The sequence below is a fragment of the Uliginosibacterium paludis genome, from assembly GCF_039631355.1.
In the GTDB taxonomy this organism is placed as follows: Bacteria; Pseudomonadota; Gammaproteobacteria; order Burkholderiales; family Rhodocyclaceae; genus Uliginosibacterium; species Uliginosibacterium paludis.
In genome coordinates this window covers 64123-81625 of the sequence record NZ_JBDIVF010000011.1, presented here as the reverse complement: position 1 = coordinate 81625, position 17503 = coordinate 64123, and the positions used below count along the sequence as shown (strand labels likewise).

The window sequence follows — 17503 nt, the reverse complement described above, 5'->3', positions numbered from 1 at the left end:
TTCTCCACCCATAGGCACCATGGCCACGGACGGCCTTAGCCGTAGTCGCGATGAAGGATTAATCATATACGTGAGCAAACCGGACATTCGGGACGGCGCGTCACCGTGAAGGAATCAAGCTTATAGCTGTCATACAGCAATTCGCCGCGCCCTCCCTCTGGCATCCCTTCGCCTGTAAACAGGCGAAGAACCTGCATTGCCGCTGCGCCGGCTGAAAATACTGACATGGAGCAAAGACCTCCTGCTGCCTCTCGCCGATCTGCGACGGGATGCTCCACCGGCACCCAATCTTTAAGAGCTTCGCTAAAGTGATCTGCATAGCAGTCGGCGCAAGGCGTGATCCCGGGGATGATCATTTCACCGAGGCTGCCGAGATGCGCATCAAACCCGCCAGCAACGAGGAGGGGAAGTCGTCGTTGAACGCAAAAACGTGACAGCAACACGCTTGTGTAGCCGATATAAGGCTGGTCGGCTGCATTGATAACGATACTGGTATCACGGGGAATGATTTCGTCCAGTTTCGTTTGCGTCGTAAGGGCCGCGGTCTCAGCCACGACCTCGGCCTGAGGGAACTGTTCGCGAATCCATGTAGCTGCGGCGACCGTTTTGAAGGCCCCGACTGCCGCATCGGTAGCATCGAAGAACGCATGTCGGGCTACGTCGGCCTGGCTAACAATGTCGTGATCCACAAGAACGAATCGCCGGAAACCAAGCCCTAGGAGTTGCCTTACCAGCCAGCCCCCTACCGCGCCAAGTCCGAAACAAATTACGTGAGCTTCCGTGATTCGTTGCTGCGCCGCGATTGCCCTCTCTGGCGTACCAAGCACGTCTAGCATAAAAGATAGCTGTCGCTGCTGGGTGGCGATCGTTTGGTGATCTAGCCCGGAGCGCTCAAGCCAATCTGGCTCGACGACGATGCCTTTTTTCTCCAGATAGTCCAGAAGAACTCGATACTGCTCACCTGCTGCCGTTCCGTGTGCATTAGCCATGCGGCTAACCAATATGTCGCAGGCGTTTTCACCGTCCAGCCACGTGAGGGCAGGGACCAAGCACGCACGAACCTTCAAGACGATCCGCGCGCGCGTAGCCAAGAATACGAAATGAACCTCGTCTTCGCCGCGAACGTATACGTCTATACCGTCCCGTAGATACGGGAATGTAATAGCCACGACTCAGTATTGAATCTCGCCACCCCGAACGGATAGAAAGGCTTCCCAGTCAGCTGAGCTACCGACAAATGTCGGATCCGCGCTGCATGTCCGTGTACAGCAAGCAGATCGATCACCCGAACAACCGGCCGTATACTTGGTCGCATTGGTCATGCCAGCCTCAACAGAGATCTCGACAAAACCCATCGTCTCAAATTGATCGTCATTGACAAGTTTTGCATCAGCCATTGGAACTCCCGCTATTCATGTTTGTGATTGATCTTTACGAATCCTATTTGAATACTCGCGAGGCATTCTGTCAAGAATGCGCTGTTGCCAGCACGGCTGATGAGGCAGGTCAAGACATCAAGCAATCCACCTGAAAACAAAGCCCGATTCTGAGTGCATTATGCACCTAGCCCGGGCTTTTTGACGTCTACAGGGTGGCACTCTTTCTCCAATAGTCACAATGCTGTACGTATGGTAAAAAAGCCTTTCCCGATGCTAAATCTGATCGCCAATCGCAACCATGACTGATGCAATAACGCGGACTGTCCGTGAGTTTGCCGCCGAGATAAAGATGCCTGTCGGCGCGCTGCTCCCAATGCTCATCGACGCCAATATAGCTCACTGCAACCCTGATGATGTTTTTACCGAGCAGGACAGCACGCAGCTTTTGGCATTTCTTCGCCTCAAGTACCAAGTCAATAAGCCTGTGCTATTAAAGCAATCCGAATCGATAACCGCTTCGGATGGAGGGAAGATTCAGATCGTGGTCCGGCGCAAAGGTGGCGCTGGTGCGCCTGCTCATAAGGCCGCGGAAGCCCCATCCGCTGAGCAAGCCCTTCCAGCTGAGCAAGCGCCAAGCAAATCCGAAGTGCCGGACGTTGCGTTCGCCGGCACATTGAGCGGACGCGAATTCTTTGTCGACGGCATGAACGTCGCGCACTGGTCAAAGACTCTCAGCGTCACAAACGTCATTGCGCTGGCATTGGCTCTGGTCTCACAAGGCGGCAAGGTAGTTGTGATCTTTGATGCCAGCGCTTCCGGCAAATTTAAGGGCCGCGACAACGCTCTCTACCAGCAGTACCTCAAGGAAGACTCCTTCGAGTTCTTTGAAGTGCCCGGGAAAATGCGCGCTGATGACTTCCTGCTTCTTAGGGCCAACAACACTGGCGGCTTCATTGTCTCGAATGACCAGTTCAGAGACTACGGCGAAAAATACCCATGGGTCAGCGATCAGTCCCGTCTCATCAAGGGAATGGTAATTGCCGGCCATCTGGCCATCCCCAGCCTGGACATCGATATCGATCTGAACGCTTGAGGCAGGCAGGGGCGCCGGCCTCATGAGTGCGCGCCTAGTGGATCGGCATGGCATTTCAGCTCAAGCTAGACCGATTCTCCTCCGTAACCAGCTAGGGTCTGTCAGTGGCCGCTAAGCGCTACAGAGGGGACCGAGCCTGCCTACAAATTGAATGGCCGTTTAGGCCGAGAAGCACACATTCGCCGGCGACCTATTCCCGACGCGGTGCACGCGGGGTGAAATAAGCACAAGAGTTTTTCAGGGGCGGATACTCAGGCCAATCGAAGACGCTCATCAAGCCGCCTCTTGTTGCGAGCTTGTCCCCTCCTGCCCCATTGCCTTGAGTGCGCGCACAAGCAACGGTCCTCCCGACCGGATGAGATCTCCCAACTCCGCGAGGCTGATACCTCCCACCGCCGCCGATTCGATCAAGCCCAGGTTCTCGACGTAGAACGCCCAGGCCGCCTTGTGAATGCCAACGGCATTTTTACGGTGCAGCGTAGGAAGGCCGAGTTCGGTGAGTCGCTTCGAGACCATGAAAACACTGCTCTCGCATAGTCTCGCCACCTCTGAGAGATTTCCTCGTGACTCGACGTAAGCGCTCACCAGCGCATCCAGCGAGGGGCCCTCTCCTCGCGTACGAGCCTTTGCAGGTTGCGGTTTCATTTCCGCCTGCTGCAATGCCTGAAGGGCTTCGTCTGCCGAATCGAAGAGCACGGCCAGCGCCAGAAAATACGGCTCAACCGACGAAGCGCCTTTCGCAAAATAGAACACGCCATCAACTCGGTTCATCAACTTGCGCTCGGGCTTGCTGACCAGCGCCGGATAGACCTCGCGCAACCACTGCTCCGGAAAGGCGCGCTTGATCACATCACTCAACAAGGCATGCCGGACCTCGCCACCATGTGTTTGCAGCCCACACGCCTGCCCGCGCCGTTTCAAGACCTCGCGCATCACGGCAATCGGCACCGGCAGTCGCCTGGCCATCAGCGCATCGGCGATGGCATGAAAACGGCGCACCAGGAGTTGCTCCTGTGCGTTGCTTTCCTCCAATGAAACGGCCTGCCCCGTCTTGATGAAGTTCGCGGGCGACTTCACAAAGGCCCACTCATCCTCTACACGCGCCAGCATCGTTCCATGCTCAGCGCATATCTCGCGTCCCGGCAACTGGTGATCTCGCCGCCAGTAACTGAAGCCCAGAGCGGCTTGGTCCGAAGCCACGCACGCCGGGCACAGATAGGCAGCATTTCTCGCTAGACGCAGACCGCTGATGGAAATAATGGAGTCACTGTCTTCCCCACCGTGCTCGACATCTGTCTTCAACCACGCAATCGCACGGCGCCAGGGCAAGGTCGTGTGGGCGGCAACAAACTCGTCGAGTGGCGTCGCCGATAGCGACGCCAGCAGTGCGACGGTGCCGGTTCTGAGCCCTTCCCCTCCATCGGCCGGCTCTCCCCCGGTGACCCGTAGTGCTCGCAACGCGCCCTGATGTTCTCGCACACCATTAAAGCGCATCACCCGTCCAAGATACCCGCGATCAATTTCATCCGGCAAAACCTTCAGACGGCTCAGCATGCGGCTATTCCTTTCGATTCTTTGGAGGGAGGACAGAAGAAGATGACGACGGAAGGGGAGAAGACAGGGCAGACAGGGAGCGGATGACTGTTGCCAGAGCACGTGCATGGACGGCTGTGCCATCCCAGGTTTCGCGAAGCGCCTCGATCAACTCTTCGTTCTGGCAAACCGCCTCGGCCGTCACGCCCAGGCTCTGGCGTTCAGCGAGCAGGCAGACTTCTTCAAACAGTCGGGAAGGACGCAGGTTGTGCCCGCGCAGAATGCGTGAGATCTGTGCCTGGCTCGCCCCCAGGCAGGCTGCGATCTGCGTCTGGCTCATGCCCAGATGCCGAAAGATGGAATCAGCGCGTTGCGCACGCGCCTGGAGAGAAGCCACGATCATCCGTTAAGTATAGTTTTGTGCATTTCTGCATACAAGCAGGCGTAAGACATGGTCACGCTTCATCAGCCGGCTAGCGGCCAAACAGATCGCCCGAAGTTGAAACGGGGTGAATCGCGAGATCGATGGCGCGTCGCGTGAGGGGGAGACGATCCAGAACGCTCAACTTGGCCTTGAGCTCTGGCACCCGCTGATAGAGTTGCCAGAGATGAACACGACGCCCGGGGTGCTCTTGCAACACACGCAGTGCCGCGTCCTTCACTTGCTTGCTGAGTACTTCGTCCCGCACGTCCCATCGCACGGAAGAGGTCCGGAGACGGGGCGGTGCATTGGCCGCCGCATTGGCCCGCTGCAACCAGTCCCGGTCGTTACGGTAAAGCCAGGCATACACGGCCGGAGCCAGGCTACGCAGATATTTGACGCCCAGCGCACCATGCTCGGCGAGATGGGCGAGCCAGCACTCACGTGCGTCATGCTGCGCGCGCGATGTACGTGTCTCATGCCACGCCTGTTGCAAGCCTGGCACCGTCCGAAGGATCCGCGTCACGCTAACAACCGAGATCCCGAAACGCTCAGCCGCTTCCTGCTTGTCGATGCCTAACCGCAAGGCATTGATCAGCGAGGCTCTGAGCTCATCCCTGATCAGCTTGGGCCTACGTTCGAAAGGAATGCCACACCGGGTAGCCCAGGCCATCACGGTTGCAATATCGACGCCAAGCTGTTGTGCTGTCTGGCGCAAGCTGAGTTGCTCATCAACCAGACAGCGCCGCAGCCCGGATTCTGGTAGGGAGCGATCCATCCTCAGCCCCCCGGGAGCCGGCTTTGCATCGGCTAGCTTTAGCGCGACTTGAAACTCACGCCCTCCGACATCACGCGCGCGGCGCGCTTCCATAAAAGATGCGGCGCTGCCGAACAGCCAATCCACCAGCAGACAATGCCGCAAGGGGTGCGTCCCGGATCGCTCCGGCTTCGAGGGACGCAACAAGCGCCCGAGTTGCGCCTCCGCGTCGTCCAGTGAGGCGGGCAAACCTGACAGTTCCGGCACAACCCGAAGCGGCGCCACATACGCAAGATAAGACTCGGCCACGCATGACAATCGCACGTTGCCCGAACTGCTCAGCCATCCACGCGAACGAAGTGCGGCGCGATAAGCCTGGTTCAGCTCAAGCGGACTCAGCGCCGAACACTGCCCCGCATCGACCAGCCCGACAGTCGTATGCGCTAGCCGCGTCAGCGCCACCATGGACGAATCAGCCATCCCCTGCCCGGCCTCCCCGTGAATGCCCGGCCAGTCATGAAATGCTGTCGGATCGGGCCTCACCCATTGAAATCGGCCCGCTCCACTCGCTTTCAGGTTTGACTCCCGCAGCAACACACCATGCTGTGGGCATATCCATACACCAGGATACTGATGCGTCAGGCGCCACCAGGAATAGCCTTTCGACATCTGCGCTTCGAGCATGCAGGCCGGGCAGGCTTTGAGCGGATGGTGGGCGCGGAACCGGCTTGTCAGAATACCCAGCCGTAGCTTCACATGCGCGAGAGAGTCTCCGCAGAGCGTGGCGGTAAGGTGCTCACGGCTCTCTTGCCCGAGAAAACTTCGGTAGTAGCGCGCCAGCGTTCGCGTCTCGGCAAGTTCGGCGGCTGTTCCCAGCACGCCCTCGGTAGCCGTCTCGAACGCGGAGAGATGGGTCGAGAGATCATGCAGCGTGCCGGCATGGCTCGCACCGAACAGGATCTGCGCCGTCTGCAACGCCAGCGGGTAGCCCCAGAGTTGATGCAAGCGAGACGCGAGGCTGAAAACAGTCTCGTCCTCTTGCCAATGCACGAGGAACGAGGGCCGATGCTGTTTTCGGCTGGAAGAGTCGCGAGCGCTTGTCACTTCCTCAGGATGGAACAACACTCGAGTGGAATCCAGCCAGCGAAATGAATACAGCAAAAAGGGTGTTTTTGAATCAGTCTCGCTCGTTCGTGATTTTGGTCATATGTGCCGACCTGAACGAGGGCGTAGCGTAATCCGAGACGGGAAAGCGGCGACCGGTTCCGGCCATGAGCGGACTGTCATTCATACGAGCCGAAAGCGGGCATTCGTAGCGCCGGATTGGGTGGATTCGTCGCACATGTTCATACGGTGCAATTCGCCTCGCTCATTGACACCCTACGTGTCGTGCCGGATTGTTCAGAGTGCGCCGAACGCGGTGCGCCGGTCACCTTTACGTTATGCCTCTTCAACGAAAACTGAGATCCATGGAATATGTCAAACCCAAAAATCACAAAACTAATCATTAAAAATTTTGGCTGCATTGGCCCGCAAGGGGTGTCCATCGATATCGACAAAATTGTTGTATTGGTGGGCGCAAACAACGCAGGAAAAAGCACAATCTTAAGAGCGTTCGAGGTTGTGGCGGATTGCCTGAAGCTCGAGCAAGATGACTTTCACAACCGACAGGTACTTGCAGATAATTTTCCTGATATCGAAATTCACTCGGTCGTCACTCAAGACAATAAACCAGGCGATGAGTGGTGCCAGTTGCTGCCTGACGGAACATGGCTTATCAAGGAAAAGTGGACATGGAATGGAATTGGGACCGAGCCCAAGAGGGTAGGTTTCAATGTCAAGATCGATAGATGGGCTCAAACCGGCGACAAAGAGCTCATGCCGTGGGGGACAAACAATGTTGCAAAATCCAGAAGACCTAAACCCCATCGAGTAAATACATTTGACAATCCTGAGGTTCAAGCAAAAGCCATCACAAGCTTGCTTAAAAGCCTTTTAGAAAACGACATTAAAAATATAAAAACGAATGAGGCTGATGAACTATCCAGGTATGACGCAATCGTCAGCAGCCTAAAAGAGCTAAGGGCCGATTCCAAGAAAATTCAGCAAGCAGGCATTGCAGACATCCAAACTCAGGCCAATCTAATACTTGAGCAAATATTCCCAAACTATACAATGAAGGTCATCGCGCCAGAAAGCACCGCCCCAATTACAATTGATCTGCTTGGAGATGAGTTCGGATTGGAGGTCGGCGCCACTGGGGGGCCTTCCTTTCCCCTAGAGAAGCAAGGCAGCGGAACGCAGCGGACTGCACTCTGGACAATTCTAAAATTGCTAGCAGACAAAGGCATTAAAGCAAAGCCTGCGGCAAAAACAGCCAAAACATTCCACGAATCTGTAGGCCCCAACACCGCTCACATACTGCTTATTGATGAGCCAGAGGTCAGCCTTCACCCAAGGGCTATTCAAGCAGCCCGGGATGTGCTTTATTCGCTACCTGATAATGAAAACTGGCAGGTGATGATCACTACTCACTCGCCAAGCTTCATTGATCTTAGCAAAGACCACACAACAATCATTAGAGCCGAGAAAGATGCCGGAAATAATATTGGCGCAACCACCCTTTACAGACCAGATCAAGCGCAACTGGACAGTGATGACAAGGAGAATCTTAAGCTAGTAAACCTATTTGACTCGCACATTTCAGAAGCGTTTTTTGGCGGTCAAGTTCTGGTTGTCGAGGGTGACACTGAATATACGGCATTCAACCACATCAAAAGCAGGGAAGCATTGGCTGGAAACAATGATTACCACAGCCTGAATGTAATTAGAGCGAGAGGCAAAGTTACTGTCGCATCCATGATGAAGGTGCTAAATCACTTCAAGAGTAAATATTACGTTCTTCATGACACCGACCGTCAGACCGTTCAATCAAGAATCAAGGACAAATCCGCCAGTAAAAACGATCACGTTGTCTATAGACTGACCACCATCGCAAACCCCGCATGGACAAATAATAATAAAATCGAAGCGCAAATGTCTGACTTTTCAAGGGTAGTGGCTTCAGTTGTGAACTTTGAAGAAGCTTACTTCTCCGAGGTGATAGACATCGACAAGCCGGAGAATTGCATAAATCGGTTGAAATCAGACCCCGATTCATATGCCGTAGTCAAGCAACTTCTTGATGGAATCCTTGAAATCAATGGTGCTCAATTACCTCTTGGCGCTATTAATTGGTCCAATGTTCAAGAATTGGATGCTGCCGTAACATCGTGGGACAGCAAGATTACTGTTTTGCAAGAGGCATAACTGTTGGTTCAACGCGGACGCCAACACTGGCCATGGCTTCGCCATTTTTATGGCCAGTGTTGCTGCCCTACGCGCTTCGCGTTCCGGCGCCGGATAACCTGCACGTTGAACGTCCGCTTTCACAAACAACCAAATTCCGCTTTGGGTCGGGAAGTGTCTCTCGAAGTCGCGCAAAGCGGCCGTCTGCCGGAGCGGCTGCTATGCGGATATCATGGATGGCAAGTGTCGGCCAGGAGCAGACAGACAACTGCCGAACGCAAAGCAGCCACTCAGATCTTTTGTACCATGCAGGTCAGCTGCTGCTTTTCGTCGGCGTTTACTCGGGTAGAAAACCGCTCCTACTCGCCGGAAAGATAGGCAAGAAGCGGCTTTACGTGGTTTCCTAGCCGGCACGTTATCCAGCAGCGCCCGGAGTTATACAGCAAAATTGCTGTCCAAATTTATAGTTAAACGGCACCCCATAAATGCTTGATGAGCGTGTTCCACCTCCGGATCTTTGTCCCGCTGAGCCGTTGTCTCAGGTGGTGTTCATCCATGACTATTTGCAATTGGTGTTTCAGTCTCAATGCTTGAGCGTTTACAACCTTGCTCAAGTTGAGCACATGGGAGTTACACTCACTCAGGGCTCATCCGGGTTTTGTGATGCGCTGGTTAGTTTGATAGGAAGTGCTGTCCTGCGTGCGCATCACAACGAGAGATACAAGCTCATCCTCGAATTTCCAAATGGGAATAGATTTTTTGTTCCGGCGGCCGCCGAGTACGTTCGTGGGCCAGAAGCGTTTCAGTTCGCTGGCACTGATGAATACCTAGTGGTTGAGCAAAATGGTTAAACCTGGTTTGCTTTGCCATCAGCCGTCTAACCCTGCAATCGAGAGGGACGTCCGCAAGCTGGCGCTTGCGGTTCCCTCCGCCTTCGGCTCCGGCCGCCCCTCATCTCCACGTTAGATTTCCTAGGCCCGTACGAATATGAGCGCTATTGCCGTCAACGACATTCGTGGAGTAATTCGAGAGGCAGCCAAAGCTGCCGAAGGCTATTTTGCTCAAACTGGTATTCATGCGAAATTGCTGGAGGACGGCGTTCCATTCCTTTCGTACAGGAAGCACTGGGAGCCGAATCACTTCTGGGACCAGCTACCTCAAGAAGTTCAAGAAACCGCCAACGCTCTCATTGCGCAACTCTTACCCGCATGCGCAGCGTTAGCCGAAGCCACTCGAACATCGCCCCTTACAGGCAGCGAAGACGTTCATGATGTCAAGGTCGCGACCAAGGCAATCCGAGCTGCGCTTCGGTTGCGTCGCTACAGCTACCGCGAACCCGACGTGATACATGACGAGGGCACCGTTCTTGGTTTTCGGGCGGCGGAGCAATTTGAATCGTCGGGCTTATCACCTGATGAAGCCGAAGACGAGTTCTTCAGTCAGCTATCAAAGCTAAACGCCGTTCTGAAACTTGTCGAAGCGGCGCCGCCGGCATCTGGTCATGAATCAATCAGTCCTGGCAGCGAAGCAGCCAAGTACCGTGCAAGCACAGCTTTTATCATGATGTGGATGGATCCCGCGCACCCCGAACTTACCGATGTTGCGGATGCTGTTCGCACGGCATTTCGCTCGTTCGGTATCCGCGCCGTCCGCGCTGACGACATCGAACATGAAGGGCTCATCAGCGAACGCGTTCTGAATGAAATACGAACTGCGGAGTTCTTGTTTGCTGATTTAACAGGAACCCGGCCGAACGTCTATTACGAAGTCGGCTTCGCTCACGCGCTAGGAAAGCGCGTCATTCTCTTCCGGAAGGCTGGAACGGGCATCCACTTTGATCTCGCAGGCTACAACTGCCCAGAGTATGACAATCTTCGCGATCTTAAAGAGAAGTTAAGCAAACGACTCGTGAGCCTGACTAATAGAAATCCAAATGACCCGACGGAAATCTAACCCTACGCTCAACGCGGACCGCCCAACAGCTGCGCTGTTCGGTTCGCTGCGCGCTCCGGCGGCCGGTTAGCTTCACGCTGGGCATCTTCAAAATCAATATCTAAGGAGTAATCAAATGGCAGCTAGTGACGAATGGGAAGAAGTACACCTCACTCCGAATGGATGGGTAGATGGAAGCTACAAACACGATTTTGGAAATCGAGTTGAAGAGCCAATGCCTACTGACGCAGTACTAACAATACGTCGCCATGTCTACGTTGGTGCTATAGGTGCAGAAGCGAAAGTCACAGAGACCGAAACACCTCGGATTGAGGACAAGGCAAAGATTGCGGAGCTACGTTTGAAGTTTGGCAGGCCTACTTTCAGTTGCTAACCCCCGTCAATCAACCACACTTAAGAGAAAAAGCATGGCCAAATTCAGAATATAAACTGTCTTTGATAGCAATACAGGCCGCTACTTTGTAGAGGTCTACCAAGACGGAGAAACAGTTCCGCTTGTAGTTGGAAAGCCAATCTATATGTCTCACGAGCACGCGATGGCTGACTCAGTTGAGTTATTTAAAAAAAGCCCTGCCAGACCAACCCATTACCGCTTGGCGCGAACAATAGGCGTGCCCAACCCATCATTCCACCGGATCTTGCGCATAAAGCCGCGCAAGACCGGTGAATTCAAACTTTAGGCCTCGTCACTGCCATGCCGCTGCACGGACACGTCCTGTTCTTACCTGGCGCATCCGGGAACATTGAGTTCTGGAAACCAGTCGCAGCGCTGCTAGAGATCCCTTCTGAGCAGGCAAACCACGTTGGCTGGCCAGGCTTCGGGCCAACACCACCCGACGCCTCAGTTACTTCGCTGCCGAGCTTGGCTCAGCAGGTGTCAGCGCGCATCACGCGCCCGACCGCTGTCGTAGCCCAGTCCATGGGTGGCGTAGTCGCGTTACTTGTCGCGCTGGAGAAGCCGTCGCTGGTCACGCATCTTGTTCTGGCAGCCTTATCCGGTGGCATCGACATGAAGCACCATGGCGCACATGATTGGCGACCTCCTCGCGAGGAGATCAATCCCAACGACCCGGCGCATCTGTTCGCCGCATACGATCGAGATATCTCTCACTTGCTGCCCTCCCTGTCTATTCCCACCTTACTTCTGTGGGGCGACCAAGATCCAATTAGCCCCGTACCAGTTGGACAGTGGCTATCCAAGGTATTGCCTCGTTCGCATCTGCACGTCGTCAGTGGCGGCACCCACACCTTCTGCAATGCCCAAGCCAATGATGTTGCGCCACTCATCAAGCAGCACTTGCTCAGCGACGCCTCTCAAGTCAATCCTCGTAACCCTATGATTCTTAAGGACGGTAAAGATTGACTTCAGGGCGATTTGCGGCGCCTTCGGCCGATTACTTCGCTAACCCATCGCTCGAGCGGACCTCCACCAGCTCCAACGTTGATGGTCTGCTTTCCAAGAATCTGACCGACCGCAACGGGTCGGCAGGAGCCATTGGCGTTAAGCCCTGCTCCAAAACCTGACCGCCATACGCCTCTCACGGCAGCCCCCCAGCCGAAAACGCTCCCCCGACACCGTTTTTTTCGACCGCCACGTCACGAAGGCCGAAACGCCCTCCACACAAGGCTTTCAGTCCCTTGTTTTCGACTTTAGACGCTCGATCCGGCGAAACAGCCCTTCAATCCCGCAAAACCGCCAAAAGCAAGGCCCCGCAAGCCTTTTAGGGGCGTTTGCGGGGCCTTCGCTTGTTTTCGACTTTAATGACCTGTTTTCGACTTTAATTGTCTGGAACAACAACGTCAGAATGCTTTTGGCATTACTCCACCGTGACGGACTTCGCGAGGTTGCGGGGCTTGTCGACGTCGGTGCCGCGGGCGCAGGCGGTGTGGTAGGCGAGGAGTTGCAGGGGCACGACGTGGAGGATGGGCGAGAGTGCGCCGTAGTGCTCCGGCATGCGGATGACATGGATGCCGGGCGCGCTTTCGATGGCGGAGTCGGCATCGGCAAAGACGTAGAGCTCGCCGCCGCGGGCGCGCACTTCCTGCATGTTGCTCTTGAGCTTTTCGATGAGTTCGTCATGCGGGGCAACGGTCACGACCGGCATGTTGGCGTCTACCAGCGCGAGCGGGCCGTGCTTGAGCTCACCGGCCGGATAGGCTTCGGCGTGGATGTAGGAAATTTCCTTGAGCTTGAGCGCGCCTTCCAGCGCGATGGGGTAGTGCTTGCCGCGGCCGAGGAAGAGTGCGTTCTGCTTGCGGGCGAATTCCTCGCTCCAGGCCATGATCTGCGGTTCGAGCGCGAGCACGCCCTGCAGGGCGACAGGCAGGTGGCGCATCTGGCGCAGGTGTTCGGCTTCCTGCTCATCACTGAGCCGGCCGCGAGTCTGGGCGATGGCGAGGGTGAGCAGGAAGAGGCCGGCGAGCTGGGTGGTAAAGGCCTTGGTGGAGGCCACGCCGATCTCGACGCCGGCGCGGGTGATGTAGGCGAGCTTGCACTCGCGCACCATGGCGCTGGTGGAGACGTTGCAGACAGTGAGCGTGTGGGTCATGCCCAGGCTCTTGGCATGCTTCAGGGCCGCGATGGTGTCGGCCGTTTCGCCGGACTGCGAGATCGTGACGACCAGGCTCTTCGGGTTCGGCACGCTGTGGCGGTAGCGGTATTCGCTGGCGATCTCGACATTGGTGGCGATGCCGGCGATGGATTCGAGCCAGTATTTGGCGGTGCAGCCGGCGTAGTAGCTGGTGCCGCAGGCGAGGATCAGTACCGAGTCGATGTCCTTGAAAACCTTCCAGGCCTCGTCGCCGAAGAGCTCGGGCGTGATGCTGGCGACGCCTTCGAGCGTGTCGCCGATTGCGCGCGGCTGTTCGAAGATTTCCTTCTGCATGAAGTGACGATAGGGGCCCAACTCTGCCGCACCGGAATGCGCATGCACGGTGCGCACTTCGCGCTCGACGCGGGTGAATTCATTGCCTTCGCGCGCCTCGACCCAGTATTTGCCGACCTGCAGGTCGACCATGTCGCCCTCTTCCAGATAGACGATCTGGTTGGTCACGCCGGCGAGCGCCATGGCATCCGAGGCGAGGAAGTTTTCACTCATCTGCGTGTCCTGGCCCACGCCGAGAATCAGCGGCGAGCCCGCGCGGGCGCCGACCACGCGGTGCGGCTCGTCACGGCAGAACACCGCAATCGCGTAGGCGCCACGCAGGCGAACGATGGCGGCTTTCACCGCGGCGAAGAGGTCGCCGTCGTAATGGTGATCGACCAGATGGGCGATGACTTCGGTGTCGGTCTGGCTGGTGAATTCGTAGCCCTTGCCGCGCAACTCGGCGCGGAGCTCTTCGTGGTTTTCGATGATGCCGTTGTGCACCAGTGCAATGCGCTCACGCGAGAAATGCGGGTGGGCGTTATGCACGGCGGGCGCACCGTGAGTCGCCCAGCGGGTGTGGGCAATGCCGGTGAAACCTTCGACGCGGTCTTCGGCGATCAGCGCATCGAGTTCGGCCACGCGGGAGGTGGAGCGGGCGCGGCGCAGCGCGCCGTCCTGATGCACGGCCACGCCGCAGGAGTCATAGCCCCGGTATTCAAGGCGCTTGAGGCCTTCAACGAGGATGGGGACGATGTTGCGACGGGAGACGGCTGCGACGATTCCACACATGGCGGGCCTCGATGGGTCAGGACAGGATGCTGCGCATGCTAGCGCCGCCAGAATGAAATATGTTCGCTTTGAATCTTCTTTTATGAAACATTATTTTTCACATCGAACTACGTGAAATTTAATTTCACAACTGAATCAGGAAAACCCTGCCCTGCCCTCTTGTCAGCTGCGGCACGCATCAAGCCGCCCGGGCCTTCGCCGATAAACCGGAAGCCGAGTCGGCAAACGTTCAGGAGGTCATGTGCTCACCAAACTGAGGGGAAAAATCCTTGTCGTGGATGACGACGAGACCATACGCCTCGTCGTGAGTGCCATCCTGGAGCAGGAGGGGCATATGGTCAGCCATGTGCAGAACGGCCAGGAAGCCATCATGGTGGCGCGCCTGGGCTGGCCCGACGTGATCCTCACAGACGTGATCATGCCGGTCATGGACGGCTTCGAACTGGTGAGCCGCCTGAAGGCCGACCCGACCACCGCGCACATTCCCACGATCGTGATGACCTCGCTGGGCGACAGTTCGGCACGGCACCGTGCGCTCTCGGCAGGCGCCGAGGACTTCGTGACCAAGCCGGCCGACGAAGCCGAGTTGCTGACACGCGTGAGCAATCACCTGCGCCTGCGTGACTACTACAACCGCATCGTGGAGACCAATCACGGTCTGGAACGCGAAATCCGCCAGCGCACTGACTCGCTGGTGGGCGCGAATCTGGAGACGATCTTCACCCTGTGCCGGGCGATGGAATACAAGGATGCCGACACCGGCACCCACCTGCAGCGCATCAGCCAGTATTCCCGCCTGCTGGCCGAAGCCACCGGCATGGATGCGGCGTTCATCGACTGCCTTACCCAGGCGACCCCGATGCATGACATCGGCAAGATCGGCGTGCCCGATGCGATCCTGACCAAGCCGGGGCCGCTGAATCCGGCAGAGTGGGAAGTGATGCGCGCGCATTGCGAGATGGGCGAGCGCCTGCTCGCCGGAAGCAGTTCGCCCTACCTGCGCATGGGCGCCCTGATCGCGCGCAACCACCATGAGAACTGGGACGGCAGCGGATATCCGGATGGCATTTCCGGCGAAGACATCCCCCTGCCGGCGCGCATCATGTCGATCTGCGACCGCTACGATGCGCTGCGCTCGGCACGGCCGTACAAGCCGGCGCTGGAGCATGCGCAGGTGATGCACATCCTGCTCAGCGGCGATGGGCGATCCGACCCGGCGCATCTTGATCCGGACCTGCTGGCCGCCTTTTCACGCCACGCGCTGCGTTTCGACGAAGTCTTCCGGCATTACCGGCAGCTCGACGAATGCTCGGCCCCCTGAGCCACGATTGCCGCCTCTGAAACCCTGCGCAGGCGGCGCAAGACCGGCGTCTGAAGGCGGGAGCAATTCCGCCTTCGCGCTACCCTGAGCGCTGCGCCGTCACGGCAATGGCCCTCGTATCTGCGGAGGCCCGGAAAGGAGGGGCTACCGGCTCAGCGCTCCCTTTGCAGGCGGCGCCAGAGCGTTGTGCGGCTGACACCGAGCGTTTTCGCCGCTTCGCCCAGATGACCGCCCGCTGCATCGAGTGCGGCACGCAGCGCCGCGAGTTCGGCATCGTCACGCTGCCGGCGCAGCGAAGCCGGCCCGGCAGCGGTCGGGGCAGCGGCCGAAAACTCGGGGAAGAGCCGGCCGAAAAGATCCTCGCCGGCATCCGGCAGCGTCGAGAAGGCGACCAGACGCTCGAGCAGGTTTTCCAGTTCGCGCACATTGCCGGGCCAGGCATGTCGCACTGCGCGTCCCAGAAAGCGCTCCAGCAGCGCCGGCTCGGGCAGCCGCGTGCCCGAGTGCCGAGCAATGCCCGCCAGCAGGCTGCGTGCGATCGCCGGCAGGTCGGACAGGCGCTCGCGCAGCGGCGGAATGCGCAGGCACAAGCCATTGAGCCGGTAGAAGAGATCCTCGCGAAAGCTGCCGGCCCGCACTGCCGCGGGCAGATCGCGATGAGTGGCCGCCATCACGCGAACGTCCACCGGCGTCGGCTCGCGTCCGCCCACGCGCCACACCTCGCGCTCCTGCAGCACACGCAAGAGGCGCGCCTGCAATGCCAGAGGCATGTCGCCGACTTCATCCAGAAAGATCGTGCCCCGGTGCGCCAGCTCGAAGAGCCCCGGCCGGCCGCCCTTGCTCGCACCGGTGAAAGCCCCTTCCTCGTAGCCGAAGAGTTCGGACTCCAGCAGGCTCTCGGGCAGCGCCGCGCAGTTGATGGCCACGAAGGCTTCTTCGCTGCGAGCGCTCGCCGCGTGCATGCCCTGTGCCACCAGCTCCTTGCCGGTACCGGATTCGCCCGAGATCAGTACCGAGAGATCCAGCACCGCAAAACGCTCGGCCAGGCTGCGCAGGCTCTCGATGGCCGGGCTGCTGCCGATGATGTCGGCCAGCGTATGACGTGCGCGTACATGGCTGCGCCGCGCATGCATGCGCAGCTCACGCCCGGCGCGCTCGACGGCGCTTGCGTCCTGCAGACTCAGCACGGCGCCGCTGCGCTCGCCGGCCTCGTCCAGCGCGACCAGGCTGCCGGCCATGCGCCGCTCGCCCAGGAAGAAAACCTGGCGCAACACCGTGCCGTCCGCCGCTTCGAGCACCGCGGCCGCGTCTGCCCCGGGCAGGATTTCCGTCAGGAGCCGGCCCTGCAGGCTCTGCGCCGGCTGGCCGAGCAGCTCGCCGATGGCGGGGTTGGCGAGCCACACGCGCTCGTCCCGCCCCACCGCCAGCACGCCTTCGCGCAAGGTGCCGAGCAAGGCCGCGAGCTGGCGTCGGCCAGCCTGCGCGGCCTGCGCCACCCGCGCCGCCGCAATGGCCTCTTCCAGTGCCTGGCGGGCGGAGGCTTCGGAGTAGATCAGCACGCCGCGCAGCCCCAAGCGCTCGGCGGTTTCGACCACCAGGCTCGGCCCGATCACCGTATCGGCGCCCGCATCGCGCAGCGCGCTGACCTGCTCGACCACATCCCGCTCGCCCACATAGCGGCGCAATGACACCGGAATGCTCATCAGGCTGCTGAATTCGCGCAGCCCGTCGCTGATGAAGTCATAGGTCACCACGCCGATGTGCCGGCTGGTACGGGCCGCGGTGACGAGCGCCGCCATGATGTCGAAGCCGCTCACATTGACCAGCACGACCGGGTGATCGAGCTGACGCCGCAGTTGCGCGCCATTGGCGCCGGCGCTGATGAACACATCCACCGCGCCCTGCTCCATGAGCGCGCGGGCGTGCGCCACCGCATCACCGAAGCGGCGACGCTCGACGAAGACGCGGGCCTCGGCCGTATAGGCGGGCGCCACCGATTCGATGAGCCGGGCCAGATGCTCGAAGCTGAAAACACACAGCCGCGCGGGCTGCGGAAGGATGGGGTCGGGGTGCGGATTCATGTTTCATCCTAGAACACAAGG

General features: G+C 58.3%; 12 protein-coding genes. 6 read left to right on the top strand and 6 right to left on the bottom strand.

Features of this window, described 5'->3' with window-relative positions:
* Positions 1–62: 62 nt before the first annotated feature.
* A complete protein-coding gene (locus ABDB87_RS18235) occupies positions 63–1169 on the bottom strand; it encodes a ThiF family adenylyltransferase (RefSeq protein WP_345929737.1) in 1107 nt (368 codons plus the stop codon).
* Between the two features lie 508 nt (positions 1170–1677).
* Between ABDB87_RS18235 and ABDB87_RS18230 the strand changes: the two genes are divergently transcribed.
* A complete protein-coding gene (locus tag ABDB87_RS18230) occupies positions 1678–2472 on the top strand; it encodes an NYN domain-containing protein (RefSeq protein ID WP_345929736.1) in 795 nt (264 codons plus the stop codon).
* A gap of 273 nt (positions 2473–2745) precedes the next feature.
* Here the strand turns inward: ABDB87_RS18230 and ABDB87_RS18225 are convergent, their stop codons facing one another.
* The 3 genes from ABDB87_RS18225 to ABDB87_RS18215 form a co-directional block, all read right to left on the bottom strand.
* The gene (locus ABDB87_RS18225) at positions 2746–4026 is read right to left on the bottom strand and encodes a TniQ family protein (protein WP_345929735.1); all 1281 of its coding nucleotides are present in this window, start codon (positions 4024–4026) and stop codon (positions 2746–2748) included.
* A 4-nt stretch (positions 4027–4030) separates the two neighbouring features.
* Positions 4031–4345 (bottom strand): hypothetical protein, encoded by a 315-nt coding sequence (locus tag ABDB87_RS18220; protein ID WP_345929734.1) that lies wholly within the window; start codon positions 4343–4345, stop codon positions 4031–4033.
* A gap of 133 nt (positions 4346–4478) precedes the next feature.
* A complete protein-coding gene (locus tag ABDB87_RS18215) occupies positions 4479–6308 on the bottom strand; it encodes a TnsD family Tn7-like transposition protein (RefSeq protein WP_345929733.1) in 1830 nt (609 codons plus the stop codon).
* A 351-nt stretch (positions 6309–6659) separates the two neighbouring features.
* Between ABDB87_RS18215 and ABDB87_RS18210 the strand changes: the two genes are divergently transcribed.
* From ABDB87_RS18210 to ABDB87_RS18195, 4 genes are all read left to right on the top strand, one after another.
* Positions 6660–8492 carry an ATP-dependent nuclease gene (locus ABDB87_RS18210; protein WP_345929731.1) on the top strand — a complete coding sequence of 611 codons (1833 nt, stop codon included), beginning with the start codon at positions 6660–6662 and terminating at the stop codon, positions 8490–8492.
* 464 nt (positions 8493–8956) lie between these two features.
* Entirely contained in the window at positions 8957–9322 is a 366-nt protein-coding gene (locus tag ABDB87_RS18205; RefSeq protein ID WP_345929729.1) for a hypothetical protein, read from the top strand.
* A gap of 136 nt (positions 9323–9458) precedes the next feature.
* The gene (locus ABDB87_RS18200) at positions 9459–10424 is read left to right on the top strand and encodes a hypothetical protein (protein WP_345929727.1); all 966 of its coding nucleotides are present in this window, start codon (positions 9459–9461) and stop codon (positions 10422–10424) included.
* A gap of 694 nt (positions 10425–11118) precedes the next feature.
* Positions 11119–11787, top strand: a complete 669-nt coding sequence (locus ABDB87_RS18195) for an alpha/beta fold hydrolase (protein ID WP_345929725.1) — start codon at positions 11119–11121, stop codon at positions 11785–11787.
* A 454-nt stretch (positions 11788–12241) separates the two neighbouring features.
* On the opposite strand, the gene glmS is transcribed toward ABDB87_RS18195, so the two are convergent.
* On the bottom strand, positions 12242–14080 hold the full coding sequence (gene glmS, locus ABDB87_RS18190; RefSeq protein WP_345929723.1) for a glutamine--fructose-6-phosphate transaminase (isomerizing): 1839 nt from the start codon (positions 14078–14080) through the stop codon (positions 12242–12244).
* Positions 14081–14321: 241 nt separating this feature from the next.
* Between glmS and ABDB87_RS18185 the strand changes: the two genes are divergently transcribed.
* Positions 14322–15401 (top strand): HD domain-containing phosphohydrolase, encoded by a 1080-nt coding sequence (locus ABDB87_RS18185; RefSeq protein WP_345929721.1) that lies wholly within the window; start codon positions 14322–14324, stop codon positions 15399–15401.
* A 152-nt stretch (positions 15402–15553) separates the two neighbouring features.
* Here ABDB87_RS18185 and prpR read toward each other — a convergent pair whose 3' ends face one another.
* Positions 15554–17482, bottom strand: a complete 1929-nt coding sequence (prpR, locus tag ABDB87_RS18180) for a propionate catabolism operon regulatory protein PrpR (RefSeq protein ID WP_345929719.1) — start codon at positions 17480–17482, stop codon at positions 15554–15556.
* Positions 17483–17503: the final 21 nt, after the last annotated feature.

Bases quoted from the DNA above. Each gene is read 5' to 3' on its own strand.
- ABDB87_RS18230 (WP_345929736.1), top strand. From the start codon at position 1,678: ATGACTGATGCAATAACGCGGACTGTCCGTGAGTTTGCCGCCGAGATA.
- ABDB87_RS18225 (WP_345929735.1), bottom strand. From the start codon at position 4,026: ATGCTGAGCCGTCTGAAGGTTTTGCCGGATGAAATTGATCGCGGGTAT.
- ABDB87_RS18220 (WP_345929734.1), bottom strand. From the start codon at position 4,345: ATGAGCCAGACGCAGATCGCAGCCTGCCTGGGGGCGAGCCAGGCACAG.
- ABDB87_RS18210 (WP_345929731.1), top strand. From the start codon at position 6,660: ATGTCAAACCCAAAAATCACAAAACTAATCATTAAAAATTTTGGCTGC.
- ABDB87_RS18205 (WP_345929729.1), top strand. From the start codon at position 8,957: ATGCTTGATGAGCGTGTTCCACCTCCGGATCTTTGTCCCGCTGAGCCG.
- ABDB87_RS18200 (WP_345929727.1), top strand. From the start codon at position 9,459: ATGAGCGCTATTGCCGTCAACGACATTCGTGGAGTAATTCGAGAGGCA.
- ABDB87_RS18195 (WP_345929725.1), top strand. From the start codon at position 11,119: ATGCCGCTGCACGGACACGTCCTGTTCTTACCTGGCGCATCCGGGAAC.
- glmS (WP_345929723.1), bottom strand. From the start codon at position 14,080: ATGTGTGGAATCGTCGCAGCCGTCTCCCGTCGCAACATCGTCCCCATC.
- prpR (WP_345929719.1), bottom strand. From the start codon at position 17,482: ATGAATCCGCACCCCGACCCCATCCTTCCGCAGCCCGCGCGGCTGTGT.